Genomic DNA, 19,615 nt, shown 5'->3' with positions numbered 1-19,615 from the left:
GGTTTCAGGTCGAGTGCGTGCGAGGAGGACGTGCGTCGGTCGGTGACCGCGCTCAGACGTCGGTGCGGAGCTCGGCGTCGCGGGACTTGTACCCGTCGGCCACGGCGTCCGCGAAGGCCTTCGTCCGCGCGTCCACGTCGGCGAAGAAGCGCGCGCCGGCGGGCGTGTTCGCGACCTGGTGCGCGACGACGAACCCGATGACGACGCCGACGGCGACGAAGAACAGCTGCTTCACGGTGCCTCTCCCTCTCGCGTGCGTGGTGTGCACGCCCGACAAGCTTAGTGGCGGTGCTGAGCGGGAACACGGAACGGCGGGCCGCCCTCTGAGAGGACGACCCGCCGTTCGTGGGTGATCAGGCGATCAGCGCGCTGCGTAGTACTCGACGACGAGCTGCACTTCACAGGTCACGGGGACCTCGGCGCGCTTCGGGCGACGCACGAGGCGGGCCTGGAGCTTGTCGATCTCGACCTCGAGGTAGCCCGGGACCTTCGGCAGGACTTCCTGGTGCCCACCGGCGGCGGCGACCTGGAACGGCTCGAGGGACTCGGAGCGCTGCTTCACGTGGATGAGCTGCCCCTCCTTCACGCGGAAGGACGGACGGTCGACGAGCTTGCCGTCGACGAGGATGTGACGGTGCACGATCAGCTGACGGGCCTGCGCGGTGGTGCGGGCGAAGCCGGCACGCAGCACGAGGGCGTCGAGGCGCTGCTCGAGGAGCTCGACCAGGTTCTCACCGGTCAGGCCCTTCGTCTTGCGGGCCTCTTCGAAGACGATGCGGAGCTGCTTCTCGCGGATGCCGTACTGGGCGCGCAGACGCTGCTTCTCACGGAGACGGACGGCGTAGTCGCTGTCCGCGCGACGGCGGGTACGGCCGTGCTCACCGGGGCCGTAGGGGCGCTTCTCGAGGTAACGGGCCGCCTTCGGCGTCAGCGGGATGCCGAGCGCGCGGGAGAGGCGGGTCTTGCTACGGGTACGTGACTTGGTAGACACAGGGTCCTTTTCTCTGTCTGAACTGAACGGATCACGGGTCTCGGCACGCGCACGCACCGACGAACCCCGCGAAGGGATCCAGAGGGATGAGCCTGTGGGATCGGACGGCTACAGTCCGAACCTCTGTCCCCGTGCCACAGCTGTGACACTCTGTCCTCGACGCAGCCGCACGCGAGGACCAGGACGTAGGCGCGTCAACGATAGCAGCAACCCGGCCCCGTGACGACCGCCGCGCCTACTCGCCCCGCGTGATCTTCCGGAGTCGTTCGAGCCGCGGGCCGACCTCGCGCTCGAAGCCGTTCGTCGTGGGGATGTAGTACTCGGTGCCCTCGAGCGCGTCGGGCAGGTACTGCTGCCGGGCGACACCGTGTTCGGCGTCGTGCGAGTAGACGTAGCCCTTGCCGTGCCCGAGCCGCTTCGCCCCCGGGTAGTGGGCATCGCGCAGGTGGGTCGGTACCACGCCCATGCGCCCGGCCTTGACGTCCGCGATGGCCTGGTTCACGCCGTTGTACGACGCGTTCGACTTCGGCGCTGTCGCGAGGTACACGACGGCCTCTGCCAGCGGGATGCGCCCCTCGGGCATGCCGATCAGCTGCACCGCCTGCGCGGCTGCGACGGCGATGGGCAGCGCCTGCGGGTCCGCCATGCCGATGTCCTCGGACGCCGAGATGATGATGCGCCGGGCGATGAACCGCGGGTCCTCGCCGGCCTCGATCATCCGGGCCAGGTAGTGCAGCGCGGCGTCGACGTCGCTCCCCCGCACCGACTTGATGAAGGCGCTGATGACGTCGTAGTGCTCGTCACCTTGCCGGTCGTACCGCAGCAGGGCCCGGTCCACCGCGGCCGCCACCGTGTCGGCATCGACCACCGGGACGGTGTCGTCGTCATCGTCCTGCGCGGCCGACGCCGATCCGGCGGCCGCCTCGAGCGCGGTCAGCGCACGACGCGCGTCGCCGGAGGCGAGCCGGACGATCGCCGCCCGGGCCTCGTCGCCGAGGACGACCCCGCCGCCGAGACCGCGGGGGTCCTCGACCGCGCGGTCGACGAGCATGCCGAGGTCGGCGTCGGTGAGCGGCTTGAGCGTCAGCAGGAGGGAACGGGACAGCAGCGGCGAGATCACCGAGAACGACGGGTTCTCGGTCGTCGCCGCGATGAGGATCACCCACCCGTTCTCGACCCCCGGCAGCAGTGCGTCCTGCTGGGCCTTGCTGAAGCGGTGGATCTCGTCGAGGAAGAGGACGGTGGTCGACCCGTAGAGGTCACGGTGCGCGAGCGCCTTCTCCATCACCTCACGCACGTCCTTCACGCCCGCGGTGACCGCCGAGAGCTCGACGAACTCGCGGCCCGACTGTCGGGCGATCGCCTGCGCGAGCGTCGTCTTGCCGGTGCCCGGAGGCCCCCAGAGGATCACGGAGACGCCGCCGGGGTTCTCGCGCGTGCCGGTGGCGAGCTGCACGAGGGGCGACCCCCGGCCGAGGAGGTGCTGCTGACCGGCGACCTCGTCGAGGGAGGTCGGTCGCATCCGCACCGCGAGCGGCACGGAACCCTGGGCGAGCCCCGCTCGCCCACCCGTGGTGGGCGCGTTCATGCCCGAGCGGTCCGTCGCCATGGGACTAAGCCTAGGCGTCACCACCGACAGCACCGCCCACCGGCCGGGAGGCGCGGTGCGGGCCCGACCCGTGCCTCCCGGCCGGAGCGTGGTGCGTTCCGCTACGCTCGTCGCACACTCGAGACGAGAGGCCGTACCAGCACTGTGGCACCGAAGAACCAGGCGCGTGACAACCGTGAGGCGCGCGAGCGCCTCCGTCTCTACCAGGCCCGCCAGGGCCTGCACGAGCGGCAACGGCGACGTCGGGTCCGGGACAACGTCGTGGGCGGGATCGTGCTCGTCGTCGTGGCCGCCCTCGCGACGGGGTCGCAGCTCGCCTTCGCCGGCGCGCAGGGCTCCGGGAAGGCCAGCGCGAGTGCCTCGGCCACCGCGACACCCACCCCGAGCGCGACCGCCGGGAACACCGGCGACGTGCCGAGCAAGTCCATCGCGAAGGGCTCGACCTGGACCGGCACCCTCACGCTGAACAAGGACGTGCGGCTCGGCATCGAGCTCGACGGGCAGAAGGCCCCCCAGGCGGCGAGTGTCGAGATCAAGCTCATCCAGGAGCAGTTCTACAACGGGACCACGTGCCACCGACTCGCCGACAGCACGAGCCTGCAGTTCCTCCAGTGCGGCTCGGCGAACGGCGACGGGACCGGCGACGCCGGGTTCCAGTACGGCCCGCTCGAGAACGTGCCGAGCGACGGGGACTACGCGAAGGGCACCATCGCCATCGCCCGGAGCTCGTCGCCGTACTCGCAGTCCACCCAGTTCTTCATCGTCACCGGAGACACCACGCTCGACGGCTCGACCGGCGGCTACACGGTCGTCGGCAAGGTCACGAGCGGGCTGTCCGACCTCGTCTCCGAGATCACCTCGAAGGGCATCTCGGACCCCGGCAGCGACGGCACGGGCGAGCCGAAGGTGAAGACGACGATCACCGGCGCGACCATCGAGCGCGAGCAGTAGTCCACAACCCGTCGCCCCCGGCCGTCCCCGGGGCCGCTGCGTGCAATAGGCTGACGACCTGACCGTGCCGACGGGGACGTCGGCGATGCACGACCACGATCGAGGCGAGACCTGTGGGATCTGACGAAGCAACGACCTGGGGGCGGGTCGACGAGAACGGGACGGTGTACGTCCGGTACGAAGACGGCGAGCGAGCCGTCGGCGAGTACCCGGACGCCACCGCGGACGAGGCCCTCGCCTACTTCGCGCGGAAGTACGCCGACCTGGAGGGCCAGGTGAAGATCGCCGAGCAGCGCGTCCAGCGCGGCGCCAGCGCGAACGACGTGTCCCGTACCGTCGCACACCTCCGCGAGCAGCTCGCCGACGCCCGCGTCGTCGGTGACATCAAGTCGCTCGAGGACCGCGTGCAGGCGCTCACCGACCAGGTCGGGTCGCTCACGAAGGAGCAGGCCGAGCAGGCGCAGCAGGCGCTGACCGAGGCGCTCGCGTACCGCGCCGCCCTCGTGGAAGAGGCCGAGGGCCTCGCGGCGGTGGACCCGGCGCGTGCCCAGTGGAAGCAGATCACCGCGCAGCTCGACGACGTGTTCGCACGGTGGCAGCAGCACCAGCACGACGGCCCGCGCATCCCCAAGAACGAGGCCAACGAGCTCTGGAAGCGGTTCCGCGCCGCCCGCTCGACCGTGGACCAGCACCGTCGGGCGTTCTACTCGGAACTCGACGCCCAGCACCGCGACGCCCGGAGCCGCAAGCAGGACCTCGTCGCGCAGGCCGAAGCGCTCGCGCCGCGCGGCTCCGACGCGATCCCGACCTACCGGCAGCTGCTGGACGACTGGAAGCGTGCGGGCCGGGCGGGCAAGCGGCACGACGACGCACTGTGGGCACGGTTCAAGGCGGCCGGTGACGTCCTCTTCGAGCAGCGTCACGCCGAGGCTGCCATCGAGAACGAGGAGTTCTCCGCCAACCTCGAGGCCAAGCAGGCACTCCTGACCGAGGCCGAGCCGCTGCTGCAGGAGACCGACCGGGTGGCCGCGCGTCGGACCCTCACGGGCATCCAGCGCCGGTGGGACGAGATCGGCAAGGTGCCCCGCGGGGACGTCCGTCGCATCGAGGACCGCCTGCGCCAGATCGAGGACCACGTCCGGAGCCTCGAGGACGAGCACTGGAAGGCCTCGGACCCGGAGCGCAAGGCCCGGCAGACCGGCCTCGCGAGCCAGCTCGAGGACGCCATCGGCAAGCTCGAGTCCGAGCTCGCGGCGGCGAAGGAGTCCGGGGACGCCCGGAAGATCAAGGACGCGCAAGAGGCCCTCGACGCCCGGAAGATCTGGCTCGACGCGCTCGGCGGCTGATCGTCGCACCGCACGCAGGACGCCCCGCGACCGATCGGTCGCGGGGCGTCTTGCGTGTGTGGGCTCGGCGCGCGATCGGGCCCGGTCGTCGGCGTGCGTACTTCCCCGAGAGCGACACAGTTGCGGGTCGTGCGCCCGGAGTTCTGTCGCGATCTCGAGAGCGACACGACGAGCCTGTCGCTTTTGCGGAACAGACGCCGGGCCAGTGGCCGGCCGGCTCGGGGGCGCACGCACGACGCTCGTGCCGCGCGGCCGACGTCAGACGGGTGCGGGCAACCCGAGGAGCAGGCGGATGTCGCGGTCGTCCTGCCGCATCTGCTCGGCGAGCTCGTCCATGGACGAGAACTTCACCATGCCGCGGACGTACGAGACGAACAAGACCGCGATCGTGTCGCCGTAGAGGTCGATGTCGACGTCGAGCAGGTGCGCCTCGATCTGCTTCTCCGGCACCCCCTCGAACGTCGGGTTGTTGCCGACCGACACCGCCGCCGGGTACACCGTGCCCTCGTGCAGCACACGAGCGGCGTAGACACCGTCGGCGGGGACGAAGCCCTCGCAGTGCGGGTCGAGGTTGGCGGTCGGGTACCCCATCGCGCGGCCCCGCTGGTTGCCGTGCACGACGACGCTGCGCACCGCGTGCTCGCGGCCGAGGAGCCGCGCGGCCTCGGCGACACGCCCGACACCGAGGAGCTCGCGGATCCACGTCGAGGACACCCGACGCTCGCCGGCCGGCCGGACGTCGTCGACGAGGTCCACGTCGTCGATGAGCTCGACCGTGAACCCGTACCGCTCCCCCAGACGGCGGAGCAGCGCGACGTCGCCGGCGCCGCGACGACCGAAGCGGAAGTCGCTCCCGACGAACACCAACCGTGCGTGCAGCGTGCCGACGAGGATCTCGGACACGAAGTCCTCGGGCTCCTTCGACTGGAGGTCCTGGTCGAAGTGCAGGAGCACCGTCGCGTCGACACCCACCTGGTCGAGCAGCTCCCGACGCTGCGCCGTGCTCGTCAGCGCCGGCGGGGTCTTCACGGGGTCGATCACGCTGAGCGGGTGACGATCGAAGGTGACGACGGTCGACACGAGTCCCTGCTGCTCCGCCGCGCGTTCGAGGTGCGCGATGACGGCACGGTGGCCGACGTGCACGCCGTCGAACTTGCCGATGGTCACGGCGCTCGGCCCGAAGCCGTCGGCCACGTCGGCGAGGTCGTCGTAGTACTGCACGGGGGTCCCTACTCGCCCACGCGGGCGGTCGTGGACGGGTCGGTCCGGTCAGCGGTCGACGCGGTCGCCGCCGTGCGGTGGTGCTTGCGGAGCCACCACAGTCCCGCGATCGGCAGCACGAGCGGCGCGAAGAGGTACCCGAGGCCGTAGTACGACCAGACGGTGTCGTCCGGGAAGAGCTGGCGGTCGAGCAACGAGAGGGTCCCGACGACGAGGACACCGGCCATCTCGAAGCCGATCGTGACGCAGGCCACGCGGTACCAGGCGCGACCGGGCGCGATCAGGGCGATCATCGCGACGATGTACACGACGGCCGCGACCGCGCTCAGCGTGTAGGCGAACGGTGCGAAGGAGAACTTCTCGATGATCTGCACGACACTGCGACCCGTCGCGGCCAGCGCGAGGATGCCGTAGACGGCGATGAGGACGCGGCCGACGCCGGTCGCGAGTGAGGATCTGGTCGCCATTGCACCGATTCTACCGACGCCCACCGTCACCGATGACCGGGACGTCACGGGTCGTCGGGTCAGGTCAGTGCGAACCAGATCTGGTACATCCGGTAGACCATCACGGCGACGGTGAACGCTCCGGCGCCGAGGACGACCGTGCTCCACCGCGTCCGGTCGATGAGCGCCCAGACGATGGCCGCCGGCGGGACGAGGAGCACCGACACCGCGTACACGCCGAACTCGAGTGCGTTGCCCTGCGGCGGGCTGCCGACCGCGGGCAGCACGAGCGAGATGACGCCCTGCGCGAGCAGCAGCAGCTCCACGAGGACGAGCGAGCCGACCGTGTAGTCGTTGGGCTTCCGACCGACGAAGCCGACGACGACCGCGAACAGCCCGGCGACGACCGCCACGACGAGCTGCACCCACATGAACCACTCGATCACGGGTCAGGCTCCCGTCGGGGTGGAGAGGGCAGTCGGGAAGTTGGTGATGACCCGGAGCTGGCCACGACGGACGGAGACCAGCCCGACGAGGCGGTCCGACCCCGAGGCGATGGCGGCGACCGGGCCGTCGTGGTCCGGGTGCTCGGCGCGCACGCGCTTGCCGTCCGCGAGGTCCTTCGCAGCGACCGGGTCGAGCGCGACCGTCGGGAAGAGGGTCCGCGCCACGTCGACGGGACGCAGGAGCGCTGCCCGCACGTCGACCGAGTCGTCCTCGATGTCGACCGCGTCGTCGACGTGGAACGGCCCGACGTCGATGCGCCGGAGTGCGGTGAGGTGCGCTCCGGTGCCGAGCGCGGCCCCGACGTCGCGAGCGAGTGCACGGACGTACGTCCCCGACGAGCAGGCGACCACGACGTCGAGGTCGACCACCTGCACCTCGGCACCGTCCACGGAGACCGTGTGCTCCTGACGGCCGGTCACGTCGAAGCGCGACACCGTGACCGTTCGGGACTTGAGCACGACCTCCTCGCCCTTCCGCGCGAGGTCGTACGCTCGACGGCCGTCGACCTTGATGGCGCTCACGGTCGAGGGCACCTGGTCGATCGTGCCGCGTTGTGCCGCGACCGCCGTCTCGACAGCGGCCTCGGACACGTCCGCGCCGGAGACGCCCGTCGCCGCGGTCGGGTCGCCGTCGGCGTCGTCGGAGTCCGTCGAGACACCGAGACGGATCGTCGCGGTGTACGTCTTGCCGAGGCCGACGAGGTGCGTCAGCAGCCGGGTGGACGGCCCGGCACCGAGCAGCAGCAGCCCGGTGGCCATCGGGTCGAGGGTGCCGGCGTGGCCGATCTTCTTCAGGCCGAGCCGACGTCGAGCGATCGACACGACCCGGTGACTGGAGATCCCCTGCGGCTTGTCGACGAGGAGGATCCCGTCCGGCGGCGATTCGAGCACCCGGAGAGGTTACCAGCGCCCGTCACGACCGCGGTCCGTTCAGCAGGCGTCGTTCCACTCGCGGCGGGGGTGCTCAGGGTCGGTGACGTCGAGCACGGCGGACGCGGCGATCTTGACGTCCGCCCGGCGTTCGAGCCGTCCCTCCTCTTGCTCGACCCACAGCGACCACCGCCACAGGCCACGGACGCCCGGGTCGAGGACGCCGTGACCGTGCACCACGAGCACGCCGGGACCTGAACCGGTGGAGCGGAACGGTGCGACGAGCTCGGACCGGAGCTGGTCGGCCGACGCCGAGGGGGCCGCAGCGGCCATCGCCTGCACCCCGTGCTGCTCGAAGCCGGCGACGAGCGCCGCGGCCACGTGCTCGAGGTCGGTCCCGGACTGTCCGTCGATCCCGACGACGGTCCGGTTCGTGCCGACCTGCGCGATCGCCTCGGCCGCGATCGCGGCCATGGTGTCGGTCTCCTGCGGTGCCCAGCGTGCCATGCACCCCACCGTAGGCTGTCCTGGTGAACGCGAGTCGAGCCTCCGGGCCGGGTGTGGAGAACGCGCGACCTGTGGACGGCACCGCCGAGACCGGCGCCCCCGACATCGCCACCCCGCTCATCGCGTGGTTCCGCGCCGAGGCGCGCGACCTCCCCTGGCGCCGTCCCGGCTTCCCCGCCTGGGGCACGCTCGTGAGCGAGATCATGCTGCAGCAGACGCAGGTCGCGCGTGTGGTCCCCCGACTGGAGGCGTGGCTCACCCGCTGGCCGACCCCTCGCGACCTCGCGCAGTCGCCACCGTCCGACGCGGTGCGCGCGTGGGACCGGCTCGGCTACCCGAGACGGGCGCTCGCGCTGCACGCGGCCGCGACGGCGATCGCCGAACAGCACGACAACGTCGTGCCGCGCGACGTCGACGCGCTCCTCGCGCTGCCCGGCATCGGCGACTACACGGCACGGGCCGTCGCGGTCTTCGCCTACGGCGACCGGCACCCCGTGGTCGACGTCAACGTCCGCCGCGTCCTCGCACGGGCCCTGCTCGGTCAGGGTCAGCCCGGTCCCGCGAAGGCGAAGCAGGACCTCCCGCTCATGGAGTCGGTGCTGCCGGCGGACCGCGACGACGCCGCCGCCACGAACGCCGCGGTGATGGAACTCGGAGCGCTCGTCTGCGTCGCCCGCTCCCCCGCGTGCGACGCCTGCCCGATCGCGGACCGCTGCGCCTGGCGCGCCGCCGGGTACCCGGACCACGACGGGCCGCGCGCACCGAAGCAGGCCAGGTTCGCCGGGAGCGACCGGCAGGTGCGGGGCCTCATCATGGCGGAGCTCCGCGCGAGCGACGTGCCGGTGCTCCGGCCGGAGATCGACCTCGTCTGGCCGGACGCCGAACAGCGGGAGCGTGCACTCGCCTCGCTCGTCCGCGACGGACTGGCCGTCGGCGACGATGCGGGCGGGTACACGCTCCCGGTCGGCTGAGGACTACGCCCGAGCGGCGTCGTCCTCCTCCTCGTCGTCGTCGTGCTTGTACGGGTCGGCGTCGCCGGCGTACTGCGCTCCCGCCGAGGCGGCACGGACCTGCGCGTCCCGGACCTGCGCCTGCGCGAGCAGGTCCTCCATGTGCGCCGAGGTCTCCGGGAGCGCGTCCGCGATGAACTCGAGGGACGGGGTGAGCCGCGCCGTGATGTTCTTGCCGACCTCGCTGCGGAGCATGCCGGTCGCCGCCTTGAGCGCCGCTGCCGAGTCGGCGCGCTCCTCGTCGGTGCCGTACACGGTGTAGAACACGGACGCGTGCTGCAGGTCCCCCGTGACACGGACGTCGGTGATCGTCACGAAGCCGAGTCGCGGGTCGCGGAGGCCTTTGTCGAGCCGGCGTGCGACGACTTCCTTGATGCGGTCCGCCATCTTGCGGGCGCGCTGCGGGTCAGCCATGGGTGCCTCCTGGGGCAGGGATTCTTCTGGTGGAACGGGTGGACCCCGCCGCTCCCTGGGGGAACGGCGGGGTCCAGGATAGCCAGGCGACTAGTCGCGCGGCTTCTCGACGAGCTCGGTCGTCTCGATCTCGTCACCGATCTGGATGTCGTTGTACTTGCCCAGACCGATACCGGCCTCGAAGTCCGTGCGGACCTCGGTGACGTCGTCCTTGAAGCGACGCAGGGACTCGATCGCCAGACCGTCGGCGATGACGACACCCTCGCGGATGACGCGCGCCTTGGCGTTGCGGGTGATCGTGCCGGAACGGACGATGACACCGGCGATGTTGCCGAACTTGGAGGAACGGAACACCTCGCGGATCTCCGCGACGCCCGACTGGACCTCTTCGTACTCGGGCTTGAGCATGCCCTTGAGGGACTGCTCGATGTCCTCGAGTGCGTTATAGATGACCGAGTAGAAGCGCACGTCGATGCCTTCACGGGCTGCACGCTCGCGGGCCTTGACGTCCGGACGGACGTTGAAGCCGACGACGATCGCGTTGTCGATCGTGGCGAGGTCGATGTCCGACTCCGTGATCGCACCCACACCGCGGTGCAGGATGCGCAGCTGGACACTGTCGTCCACCTCGATGTCGAGGAGCGACTGCTCGAGTGCCTCGACGGCACCGGAGACGTCACCCTTGATGATGAGGTTGAGCGAGTCGACCTTGCCCTCTTCGAGTGCACGGGTGAAGTCCTCGAGCGAGATGCGCTTGCGGGCCTTGGCCAGCTGGGCGTTGCGCTCGGCGGCCTCACGCTTCTCGGCGATCTGACGAGCCGTGCGGTCCTCTTCCGTGACGAGGAACGTGTCACCGGCGCGCGGCACCGACGACAGACCCTGCACCTGAACCGGACGCGACGGGGTCGCTGCCTGGACGGCGACACCGTTCTCGTCCGTCATCGCACGGACGCGACCGTAGGCCGTGCCCGCGACGATGGCGTCACCGACGTGGAGCGTGCCGGACTGGATGAGCACGGTCGCCACCGAACCACGACCCTTGTCGAGTCGGGCTTCGATCGCCACACCGCGGGCGTCCTTGTCGGGGTTCGCACGCAGGTCGAGACCGGCGTCGGCCGTGAGCAGCACCGCGTCCAGGAGGTCCTGGATGCCGATGTTCTGACGGGCCGACACGTCGACGAACATGACGTCGCCGCCGTACTCCTCAGCCACCAGGTTGTACTCGGTGAGCTGCTGGCGGACCTTGGCCGGGTTCGCGCCTTCCTTGTCGATCTTGTTCACCGCGACCACGATCGGCACACCGGCCGACTGGGCGTGGTTCAGCGCCTCGATCGTCTGGGGCATGATGCCGTCGTCCGCCGCGACCACGAGGATCGCAATGTCGGTCACCTGCGCACCACGGGCACGCATGGCGGTGAACGCCTCGTGACCAGGGGTGTCGATGAAGGTGATCGGACGCTCGACGCCCTCGTGCTCGGTGACGATCTGGTACGCACCGATGTGCTGGGTGATGCCGCCGGCCTCGCCCTCGACGACCTTCGAGTTCCGGATCGCGTCGAGGAGGCGGGTCTTGCCGTGGTCGACGTGACCCATGACGGTGACCACCGGGGGCCGCTGCTGCAGCACCGAGTCGTCCTCGTCCTCGAGTTCGCCTTCGAGGTCGATGTCGAAGCCCTCGAGGAGCTCCTTGTCCTCGTCCTCCGGCGAGACGATCTGGATCTTGTAACCCAGCTCCTCACCGAGGACCTCGAACGTGGCCTCGTCCAGGGACTCCGTGGCGGTCGCCATCTCACCGAGGTGGAACAGCACCGTCACGAGGTTGCCGGGGCTCGCGTCGATCTTGTCCGCGAAGTCCGAGATGCTCGCACCGCGACGCAGACGGATGACCGTGGTGCCGTCGCCGCGCGGGACCTGCACGCCGCCGAGCGACGGCGCCTGACGCATCTCGTACTCGGCGCGCTTCGTCCGCTTCGACTTGCGGGCACGGCTCTTGCCGCCACCGCGACCGAACGCACCTGCGGTCCCACCACCGGGACCGCGGCCACGACCGCCACCACCGGCGGGACGCGGGCCGCTGAACGCCGGGCGGCTGAAGCCACCACCGGCGCCGCCACCGGCACCACCGGGACGGTTGAAGCCGCCGCCCTGACCGCCTCGGCCGCCACCCTGGCCCGGGCGCTGCCCGAAGCCGTTCGGACGACCCTGCTGGCCGGGGCCACCCGGACGGGGAGCACCGGGGCGCGGGACACCGGGACGCGGCGGGGCCGGACGCGGGATGCCGTTGCCGCCACCCTGACCGGCGGCCGGGCGCTGGCCCATGCCCTGGTTCTGCGAGTACGGGTTGTTGCCGGGGCGCGGCGGGCGGGAGCCCATGCCCTGGCTCGACGCGTAGGGGTTGTTGCCCGGACGCGCGCCCGGCTTCGGGCCACCCGGCTTGGGGCCGGCGGCCGTGTTCGGCTTCGGCGAAGCGGAACCGGTGGCCTGGCCACCCTTGTTCGCCGTGCCCGAGGCCTTCTCGGCCGCTGCGGCCTTCTGCGCGGCCTCTGCCTCGGCCTGACGCTGTGCGACCGACTTCGGCGCGGCCGGGGTCGGCGCGTCGGAGGCGGGCTGCTCAGCGGCGGGTGCCTGCGGGGCAGGGGTCGGCGTCGCCGGACCCGGCTTCGCACCGGGCTTCGGCGCGGCGGAGCGGGATGCCGTGCCCGGCTTCGGGGCGGCGGCACCGGGCTTCGGCGCAGCTGCTCCGGCCGCGGGCGCGGCGGTGTTCGACGCCGAGGCGCCGGCCGCCTGCAGCGCAGCACGGAGCTTGCGCGCGACGGGGGGTTCCACACTGGAGCTCGGGCCCTTGACGAACTCGCCGAGCTCCTTGAGCTTCTCCATTGCGGTCTTGCTGTCGACACCGAGTTCGGATGCGATCTCGTGTACGCGTGGTTTTGCCACTGTTCTCCTTCACGGGTCCTGCCCCGTGAAGGGGCAGGACTCACTGGATGACGGGTCTCATTTCGAGCCGCTCATCAGTTGTCCATAAGCCGTTCAGCCTGTTCTGTCGTGTCCGGGCGCTCGGATGCCGGCGCGGCCGTGAGGCCTTGCAGGTACTCGAGGACCGAGGACGTGTCGGGTTCGCGATCCAGCCGAAGTGCCCGGCGGAATGCCCGGCGCTTGACGGCCAGCTCGTAGGCGTCGACGGTCGGGGTGAGCCACGCTCCCCGGCCCGGCATGACTGCCTTCGGATCCGCCACGACTCGCCCGTCGCCGAGGGCGACGACACGGAGGAGGGAGGATCGGGGCGCGCGACGGCGACTGCCGATGCACGTTCTGACGGGTTCCACCTTACTCCTTGCCTCGGACGGACGCGATCCGGCACGCCCGGTGGGCCCACGCCGGCAGCGAAACGCCGCCGACGCGACGCCGTCCGCGAGGCTGCGCCTGCGCGGTCACGCTCCGTTGCGACGGTTCGTCGCGGTCACTCGTCGCCGTCGAGGATCGAATCCGGTTGGATGTCGATCCGCGCACCGGTGAGCTTCGCGGCGAGACGGGCGTTCTGCCCCTCCTTGCCGATCGCGAGCGACAGCTGGTAGTCGGGTACGAGCGCACGGACGGCCTTCGTCGAGGCGTCGAGCACGAACGCACTCGTCACCTTCGCCGGCGACAGCGCGCTCGCCACGAACGTCGCGAGGTCGGGCGACCAGTCCACGATGTCGATCTTCTCGGCACCGAGCTCGGTCGTCACCGCACGGACGCGCGCACCGAGTTCGCCGATGCAGGCACCCTTCGCGTTGACGCCGGGCTCGTTGGCCTTGACCGCGAGCTTCGTGCGGTGGCCGGCCTCCCGGGCGAGCGAGGTGATCTCGACGACCCCCGACGCGATCTCCGGGACCTCGAGCGCGAACAGCTTCCGGACGAGCCCGGGGTGCGTGCGCGAGACGGTGATCTGCGGGCCCTTCGGACCACGGCCGACGCTCGTCACGTACACCCGGATGCGGCTGCCGTGCTTGTACTCCTCGCCCGGCACCTGCTCCTCGGGCGGCAGGATCGCCTCGACGGTGCCGAGGTCGACGTGCACCATCTTCGGGTTCGGCCCCTGCTGGATGACGCCGGCGACGATGTCGCCCTCCTTGCCGCGGAACTGGCCGAGGATCTTGTCGTCGCCGATGTCGCGGAGGCGCTGGTTGATGACCTGCTTCGCCGCGAACGCCGCGATGCGCCCGAAGTCGCTGGGCTGGTCGACGGCCTCGCCGACGACTGTGCCCTCCTCGTCGCGCTCGGGCACGTAGACGGAGACCTCGCCGCTCTTGCGGTCGAGCTCGACCCGGGACTGTGCGTCCGCCGGCTCGCCGTTCTCGGCGGTGTGCTTGTGGTAGGCCGTCAGGATCGCCTGCTCGATGATCTGGACGAGTTCTTCGAACGGGATCTCCCGCTCGCGCTCCATGAGTCGCAGGACTGCGAGATCGATCTTCACCGAGGTGCCTCCGTATTCAGCTGAGTCGCCTCCGCAGTGGAACGTCGCGGAAGTCGGCGACCAGCGTACCCCAGAACGGCCTGGAGGCGCGGTGCCAGCTGGCACCGCGCCTCCAGGCCGTCGTGTCGTCCCGTCGCGGGCGTGACTCGCTAGATCGCGCGGACCGCGTCGAGCAGCTCCGCGACCGGCACGTCGCGGCGCTCACCGGACGCGCGGTCCCAGAGCTCGACGACGCCGTCGGCGGCGTTCCGCCCCGCGACGACGACGATCGGCATGCCGAGGAGTTCCGCATCCCGGAGCTTCACGCCGGGCGACACCTTGGGACGGTCGTCGTAGACGACCTCGAAGCGGTCGCCTTCGAGCGTGTCGACGATCGAGGTCGCGAGGTCGTAGGCGACCGAGTCCTTGCCGGTCGCGACGACGTGTACGTCGAACGGCGCGACGTTCTTCGGCCAGACCAGGCCCTTCTCGTCGTTGTGCGCCTCGGCGAGGATCGCGAGGATCCGCGTCACGCCGATGCCGTACGAGCCCATCGTGACCGTCGCGAGCTTGCCGTTCTCGTCCTGCACCTTGAGGCCGAGCGCCTCGGCGTACTTCCGGCCGAGCTGGAAGACGTGGCCGATCTCCATGCCGCGAGCGGTCTCGAGCGGACCGGAGCCGTCCGGGGCCGGGTCGCCGGCGCGGACGTCGGAGACCTCGGCGACGCCGTCCGCCGTGAAGTCACGGCCCATGACGAGCCCGGACACGTGCACGCCGCGCTCGTTCGCCCCCGTGATCCAGGCCGTGCCGTCGACGACGCGGGGGTCGACGAAGTACCGGACGCCGGACGCGCTCTCGGCGCCGAGGACCTGCGGACCGATGTAGCCCTTCACGAAGACGCCGGGGTGCTGCTTGAAGTCGTCGTCGCCGGCGGCCTCGACCTCGGCGGGCGCGAAGGCCACCTCGGCGCGCTTGAGGTCGACCTCGCGGTCACCGGGCAGGCCGACGACGACGACCTCACGGGTGCCGTCGAGGTGCGTCAACGCGAGGACCACGTTCTTGAGCGTGTCAGCGGCGGTCCAGGGGGCGCCGTCGCGCGGGGCGACCTCGTTCGCGTGCGCCACGAGGGTGTCGATCGTGGGGGTGTCCGCCGCGGGGAGCAGTACCGGCTCCGGCTGCCCCTCGATCGGCAGCGACTCGGGCACCGGGGTGACGTAGGCCTCGACGTTCGCCGCGTAGCCGCCGGCGCTGCGCACGAAGGTGTCCTCGCCGACCGCGATCGGGTGCAGGAACTCCTCGGACTTCGAACCGCCCATGGCGCCGGCGTCCGCCTTGACGATCGCGTACTCGAGGCCGAGCCGGGCGAAGATCCGCTCGTAGGCGTCACGCATCGTCTGGTAGCTGCGGTCGAGACCGGCGTCGTCGATGTCGAACGAGTACGCGTCCTTCATCGTGAACTCGCGACCGCGCAGGAGACCGGCACGCGGGCGGGCCTCGTCGCGGTACTTGTCCTGGATCTGGAACAGCGTGACGGGGAGGTCCTTGTACGACGAGTACAGGTCCTTCACGAGCAGTGCGAAGAGCTCCTCGTGCGTCGGCGCGAGGAGGTAGTCGGCGTCCTTGCGGTCCTTGAGGCGGAAGATGCCGTCGCCGTACTCGGTCCAACGGTTCGTCGCCTCGTACGGCTCGCGCGGTGCGAGTGCCGGGAGCAGGACCTCCTGCGCACCCGCCGCGACCATCTCGTCGCGGATGATGCCCTCGATGCGGGCACGGACCCGGAGGCCCAGCGGCAGCCAGGCGAATATGCCCGGGGCCTGGCGACGGACGTACCCGGCGCGGACGAGCAGCTTCGCGCTCGTCACCTCGGCGTCGGAGGGGTCGTCGCGGAGCGTGCGGAGGAAGAGATGGGAGAGCCGTGTGACCACGGGGCAAGCCTAGCGGCGCGGCGCTCACCCAGCGGTCCCGGTGACGGACGGGAGGCGCGGTGCCAGCTGGCACCGCGCCTCCCGTCGGTCAGGCAGTGACCGCTACGGCGTCGTGATGACCTGGACGGAACCGGTGGCGGCCGCGGGACCCATCTCGTCGGCGAGGCGGTTCGCCTCCTCGATGAGGGTCTGGACGATCTCACGCTCGGGCACGGTCTTGATGACCTCGCCCTTGACGAAGATCTGGCCCTTGCCGTTGCCCGACGCGACGCCGAGGTCGGCCTCGCGGGCCTCACCGGGGCCGTTCACGACGCAGCCCATGACGGCGACGCGGAGCGGGACGGTCATGCCCTCGAGCCCCTTCGTGACGTCGTTCGCGAGCTGGTAGACGTCGACCTGCGCGCGGCCGCAGCTCGGGCACGAGACGATCTCGAGCTTGCGCTCACGGAGGTTGAGCGACTGCAGGATCTGCAGGCCGACCTTCACCTCCTGCACGGGCGGCGCGGAGAGCGAGACGCGGATGGTGTCGCCGATGCCCTCGGCCAGCAGGATGCCGAACGCCGTGGCGCTCTTGATGGTGCCCTGGAACTCCGGGCCGGCCTCGGTCACGCCGAGGTGCAGCGGCCAGTCGCCCGCCGCGGCGAGCTGCCGGTACGCCTTGACCATCACGATCGGGTCGTTGTGCTTGACCGAGATCTTGAAGTCGTGGAAGTCGTGCTCCTCGAAGAGGCTCGCTTCCCACACGGCCGACTCGACGAGCGCCTCGGGGGTGGCCTTGCCGTACTTCTGCAGCAGGCTCGGCTCGAGCGACCCCGCGTTCACGCCGATGCGGAGCGAGACGCCGGCGTCCTTCGCGGCCTTCGCGATCGCGCCGACCTGGTCGTCGAACTTCCGGATGTTGCCCGGGTTCACGCGGACCGCGGCGCACCCGGCGTCGATGGCCTGGAAGACGTACTTCGGCTGGAAGTGGATGTCGGCGATGACCGGGATCTGCGACTTCTTCGCGATGATCGGCAGCGCGTCGGCGTCGTCCTGGCTCGGGACGGCGACGCGGACGATGTCACAGCCGGACGCGGTGAGCTCGGCGATCTGCTGCAGCGTCGCGTTGATGTTCGTCGTGGGCGTCGTCGTCATCGACTGCACGGAGACCGGTGCGTCACCGCCCACGAGGACCTTGCCGACCCGGATCTGCCGCGACCTGCGACGCGGGCTCAGGGCTTCGGGGACTTTCGGCAGACCGAGGTTCACTGCTGGCACGGTCGTCACTCTACGCGGTCGCGGTGACGCGACCGCCGCCGTCTCACAGGCGGGACGCGGGCGGCGTCAGCTGCGCGCAGACGCCCGTCGCGTCGGCCGCGCTCAGAGGTCGTTCGCGGAGTCGACCACCGTGATCAGCGGCGCGTACAGCCGCATCGCCGCGAGAGCACGCTCGTGGTCCTCGTCGCTCGCACCCGCGCAGGCGTCCGCGACGACCGTGACGGTCGCACCGGCGTCCGCCGCCGCGAGCGCGGTCGACAGGACGCAGCAGTCGGTGGAGACACCGGTCAGCACCAGGTGCGGGTGGTCGCCGACGACGGCCTGGAGGCCCGTCCCCCACTTGCCGAACGTCGGTTCCGTCACGACAGGGTCGCCGCGGTCGGCAGCTGCGGTCGCGAAGGGCTCGGTCAGCGCGTACAGCGGGTCGGCGTCGGGCACGAGGGCGAACGGCCAGTCGCGGTAGTACGGCACCCACGCACCCTCGGGCCGCTCGGGCGCGACGAACCGGGTGAAGACGGTCCGACCGGTGAAGCGGGGCAGCAGGTGCTCGATCGCCATCCCGGCGTGGGCGTACCGCGGTGCAGCCCAGGGACTCTCCCCCGTGAAGACCTCCTGCATGTCGACGACGACGAGCCAGGCGTCGTCGGTCACCGTCATGCGCGGCCCTCCTGGCGGCGCACGGCTCCGGCCGAGAACAGGAGCGTGCCGAGGAAGCCGACGAGCAGCGCGACGAGGACGCCGAGGTTCGCGTACGCCCACGCGCCCTCACGGCCACCGAGCCCGAACGGTCCGAGCAGGTAGCCCTGCCAGTTGAGCCACGCGGGCACCCCGGACGTGTTGGTGACGAGGCCCCAGCCCAGCACCGTGCCGACCACCACGAGACCGATCGCGACCGCCCGCACGTCACCGTAGCGACCGCGTCGGTCCTCGAGCTCGGTCTCCGCGTAGTCACGACGACGGAGCAACACGTCCGCGACGAACACCCCGGCCCACGCCGCGATCGGGACACCGAGCGTGATGAGGAAGGACTGGAACGGACCGATGAAGTCCGGCGCGAAGAAGACGACGTAGACGGCGCCGGCAACCATGAACACACCGTCCACCCCGGCCGCGACGGGCCGCGGGATGCGCACGCCCGTGCTGAGCAGGGCGAGCCCGGACGAGTAGATGTCGAGGACCGCGCCGCCCACGAGTCCGAGGATCGCCACAAGGGCGAACGGGATGAGGAACCACACCGGGAGGATCGTGGTGAGCGCGCCGATCGGATCGCTGCCGACGGCGTCGTTCAGGTCCTTCGACGAGCCCGCCAGGAGCACGCCGAGGACCACGAGGATCGCCGGGGCGAGGGCACCGCCGAACGTCGTCCACCCCACCACGCCGCGGGTGGAGGACGTGCGGGGCAGGTAGCGCGAGTAGTCGGCTGCGGCGTTCACCCAGCCGAGACCGAAGCCGGTCATCACGAGGACGAGCGCCCCCACCACGTTCTGGGCACTCCCCGACGGGAGCGCGGCGACGCGTCCGAAGTCCATCGAGGGCACGGCGAGCACGATGTACACGACCGTGAGCACGGCGGTGATCACGGTGATCCACGTCTGCAGGCGCATGATGACGTCGAAGCCCGCGATCCCGGCACCGACGACGAGCGCGGCGACGACGATGAGGGCGACGACCTTCGTCAGCACGCCGCCGTCCCACCCGAGCTCGCGGAACACGGTCGACGTGGCGAGCACGGCCAGGGCTGCCAGCGCGGTCTCCCACCCGACCGTGAGCACCCAGCTCAGGAACGACGGCAGCCGGTTGCCGCGGACACCGAACGCCGCACGGCTGAGCACCATCGTCGGGGCGGACCCACGCTTGCCCGCGATGGCGACGACGCCGCACAGCAGGAACGAGAACGCGACGCCGACGACCGTGATGATCGTCGCCTGCCAGAACGAGATGCCGAACCCGAGCACGAACGAGCCGTAGCTCAGTCCGAGCACCGAGATGTTCGCGGCGAACCACGGCCAGAACAGCCCGCGGGGCGTGCCCTTCCGGTCGGCCTCGGCGATGACGTCGGTCCCCTGGCGCTCGACCGTGCGGACTTCCGGAGCAGTGCTCATGGGTGGAAGCGTAGTGCGCGGCCGC

The 19,615-nt window shown here is 70.9% G+C and carries 19 protein-coding genes; 3 read left to right on the top strand and 16 right to left on the bottom strand.

From position 1 onward, the window contains the following. Window positions 1–52 precede the first annotated feature (52 nt). The 3 genes from QPJ90_RS12960 to QPJ90_RS12950 form a co-directional block, all read right to left on the bottom strand. A complete protein-coding gene (locus tag QPJ90_RS12960; protein WP_290131606.1) occupies window positions 53–235 on the bottom strand; it encodes a hypothetical protein in 183 nt (60 codons plus the stop codon). Between the two features lie 126 nt (window positions 236–361). Then, entirely contained in the window at window positions 362–991 is a 630-nt protein-coding gene (gene rpsD / locus QPJ90_RS12955) for a 30S ribosomal protein S4 (RefSeq protein WP_058726527.1), read from the bottom strand. A gap of 235 nt (window positions 992–1,226) precedes the next feature. After that, window positions 1,227–2,579 (bottom strand): replication-associated recombination protein A, encoded by a 1,353-nt coding sequence (locus tag QPJ90_RS12950; RefSeq protein WP_290134230.1) that lies wholly within the window; start codon window positions 2,577–2,579, stop codon window positions 1,227–1,229. A gap of 165 nt (window positions 2,580–2,744) precedes the next feature. Between QPJ90_RS12950 and QPJ90_RS12945 the strand changes: the two genes are divergently transcribed. Together QPJ90_RS12945 and QPJ90_RS12940 are read left to right on the top strand one after the other, a co-directional pair. Next, window positions 2,745–3,551, top strand: coding sequence for a peptidylprolyl isomerase (locus QPJ90_RS12945; RefSeq protein ID WP_290131605.1), 807 nt, complete (start codon window positions 2,745–2,747; stop codon window positions 3,549–3,551). Window positions 3,552–3,664: 113 nt separating this feature from the next. After that, entirely contained in the window at window positions 3,665–4,897 is a 1,233-nt protein-coding gene (locus tag QPJ90_RS12940; protein ID WP_290131604.1) for a DUF349 domain-containing protein, read from the top strand. 258 nt (window positions 4,898–5,155) lie between these two features. Here the strand turns inward: QPJ90_RS12940 and QPJ90_RS12935 are convergent, their stop codons facing one another. The 5 genes from QPJ90_RS12935 to QPJ90_RS12915 are packed head-to-tail and all read right to left on the bottom strand — an operon-like array spanning window position 5,156 to window position 8,447. Beyond that, on the bottom strand, window positions 5,156–6,118 hold the full coding sequence (locus tag QPJ90_RS12935) for a bifunctional riboflavin kinase/FAD synthetase (protein WP_290131603.1): 963 nt from the start codon (window positions 6,116–6,118) through the stop codon (window positions 5,156–5,158). Window positions 6,119–6,126: 8 nt separating this feature from the next. Further along, window positions 6,127–6,585, bottom strand: coding sequence for a hypothetical protein (locus QPJ90_RS12930; protein WP_290131602.1), 459 nt, complete (start codon window positions 6,583–6,585; stop codon window positions 6,127–6,129). Window positions 6,586–6,644: 59 nt separating this feature from the next. Further along, the gene (locus QPJ90_RS12925; protein WP_290131601.1) at window positions 6,645–7,010 is read right to left on the bottom strand and encodes a hypothetical protein; all 366 of its coding nucleotides are present in this window, start codon (window positions 7,008–7,010) and stop codon (window positions 6,645–6,647) included. Window positions 7,011–7,013: 3 nt separating this feature from the next. Then, the gene (gene truB, locus QPJ90_RS12920) at window positions 7,014–7,961 is read right to left on the bottom strand and encodes a tRNA pseudouridine(55) synthase TruB (protein WP_290131600.1); all 948 of its coding nucleotides are present in this window, start codon (window positions 7,959–7,961) and stop codon (window positions 7,014–7,016) included. Window positions 7,962–8,000: 39 nt separating this feature from the next. After that, on the bottom strand, window positions 8,001–8,447 hold the full coding sequence (locus tag QPJ90_RS12915) for a hypothetical protein (protein WP_290131599.1): 447 nt from the start codon (window positions 8,445–8,447) through the stop codon (window positions 8,001–8,003). A 71-nt stretch (window positions 8,448–8,518) separates the two neighbouring features. Here QPJ90_RS12915 and QPJ90_RS12910 point away from each other — a divergent pair, with 71 nt between their 5' ends. Then, window positions 8,519–9,418, top strand: coding sequence for an A/G-specific adenine glycosylase (locus QPJ90_RS12910; protein WP_290134229.1), 900 nt, complete (start codon window positions 8,519–8,521; stop codon window positions 9,416–9,418). Between the two features lie 3 nt (window positions 9,419–9,421). Here QPJ90_RS12910 and rbfA read toward each other — a convergent pair whose 3' ends face one another. The 8 genes from rbfA to QPJ90_RS12870 form a co-directional block, all read right to left on the bottom strand. After that, on the bottom strand, window positions 9,422–9,871 hold the full coding sequence (gene rbfA, locus QPJ90_RS12905; RefSeq protein WP_290131598.1) for a 30S ribosome-binding factor RbfA: 450 nt from the start codon (window positions 9,869–9,871) through the stop codon (window positions 9,422–9,424). Window positions 9,872–9,961: 90 nt separating this feature from the next. Next, window positions 9,962–12,808, bottom strand: a complete 2,847-nt coding sequence (gene infB / locus QPJ90_RS12900) for a translation initiation factor IF-2 (protein WP_290131597.1) — start codon at window positions 12,806–12,808, stop codon at window positions 9,962–9,964. Between the two features lie 74 nt (window positions 12,809–12,882). Then, complete coding sequence (locus QPJ90_RS12895) at window positions 12,883–13,197, bottom strand: YlxR family protein (RefSeq protein ID WP_058726537.1); 315 nt, start codon at window positions 13,195–13,197, stop codon at window positions 12,883–12,885. A 134-nt stretch (window positions 13,198–13,331) separates the two neighbouring features. Further along, entirely contained in the window at window positions 13,332–14,327 is a 996-nt protein-coding gene (gene nusA, locus QPJ90_RS12890) for a transcription termination factor NusA (RefSeq protein ID WP_290131596.1), read from the bottom strand. A gap of 149 nt (window positions 14,328–14,476) precedes the next feature. Continuing rightward, window positions 14,477–16,231 carry a proline--tRNA ligase gene (locus tag QPJ90_RS12885; RefSeq protein WP_290131595.1) on the bottom strand — a complete coding sequence of 585 codons (1,755 nt, stop codon included), beginning with the start codon at window positions 16,229–16,231 and terminating at the stop codon, window positions 14,477–14,479. A 102-nt stretch (window positions 16,232–16,333) separates the two neighbouring features. Next, complete coding sequence (ispG, locus tag QPJ90_RS12880; protein WP_290131594.1) at window positions 16,334–17,488, bottom strand: flavodoxin-dependent (E)-4-hydroxy-3-methylbut-2-enyl-diphosphate synthase; 1,155 nt, start codon at window positions 17,486–17,488, stop codon at window positions 16,334–16,336. Window positions 17,489–17,590: 102 nt separating this feature from the next. Further along, the gene (locus QPJ90_RS12875) at window positions 17,591–18,145 is read right to left on the bottom strand and encodes a cysteine hydrolase (protein ID WP_290131593.1); all 555 of its coding nucleotides are present in this window, start codon (window positions 18,143–18,145) and stop codon (window positions 17,591–17,593) included. After that, window positions 18,142–19,590, bottom strand: a complete 1,449-nt coding sequence (locus tag QPJ90_RS12870; protein ID WP_290131592.1) for a cytosine permease — start codon at window positions 19,588–19,590, stop codon at window positions 18,142–18,144. Before QPJ90_RS12870 ends, QPJ90_RS12875 begins: the two co-directional genes overlap by 4 nt. Window positions 19,591–19,615 lie beyond the last annotated feature (25 nt).

It is taken from the genome of Curtobacterium sp. 458 (genome assembly GCF_030406605.1).
Classification (GTDB): domain Bacteria; phylum Actinomycetota; class Actinomycetes; order Actinomycetales; family Microbacteriaceae; genus Curtobacterium.
The sequence above is the reverse complement of the archived record's forward strand: the minus strand, read 5'-3'. Positions and strand labels throughout refer to the sequence as shown.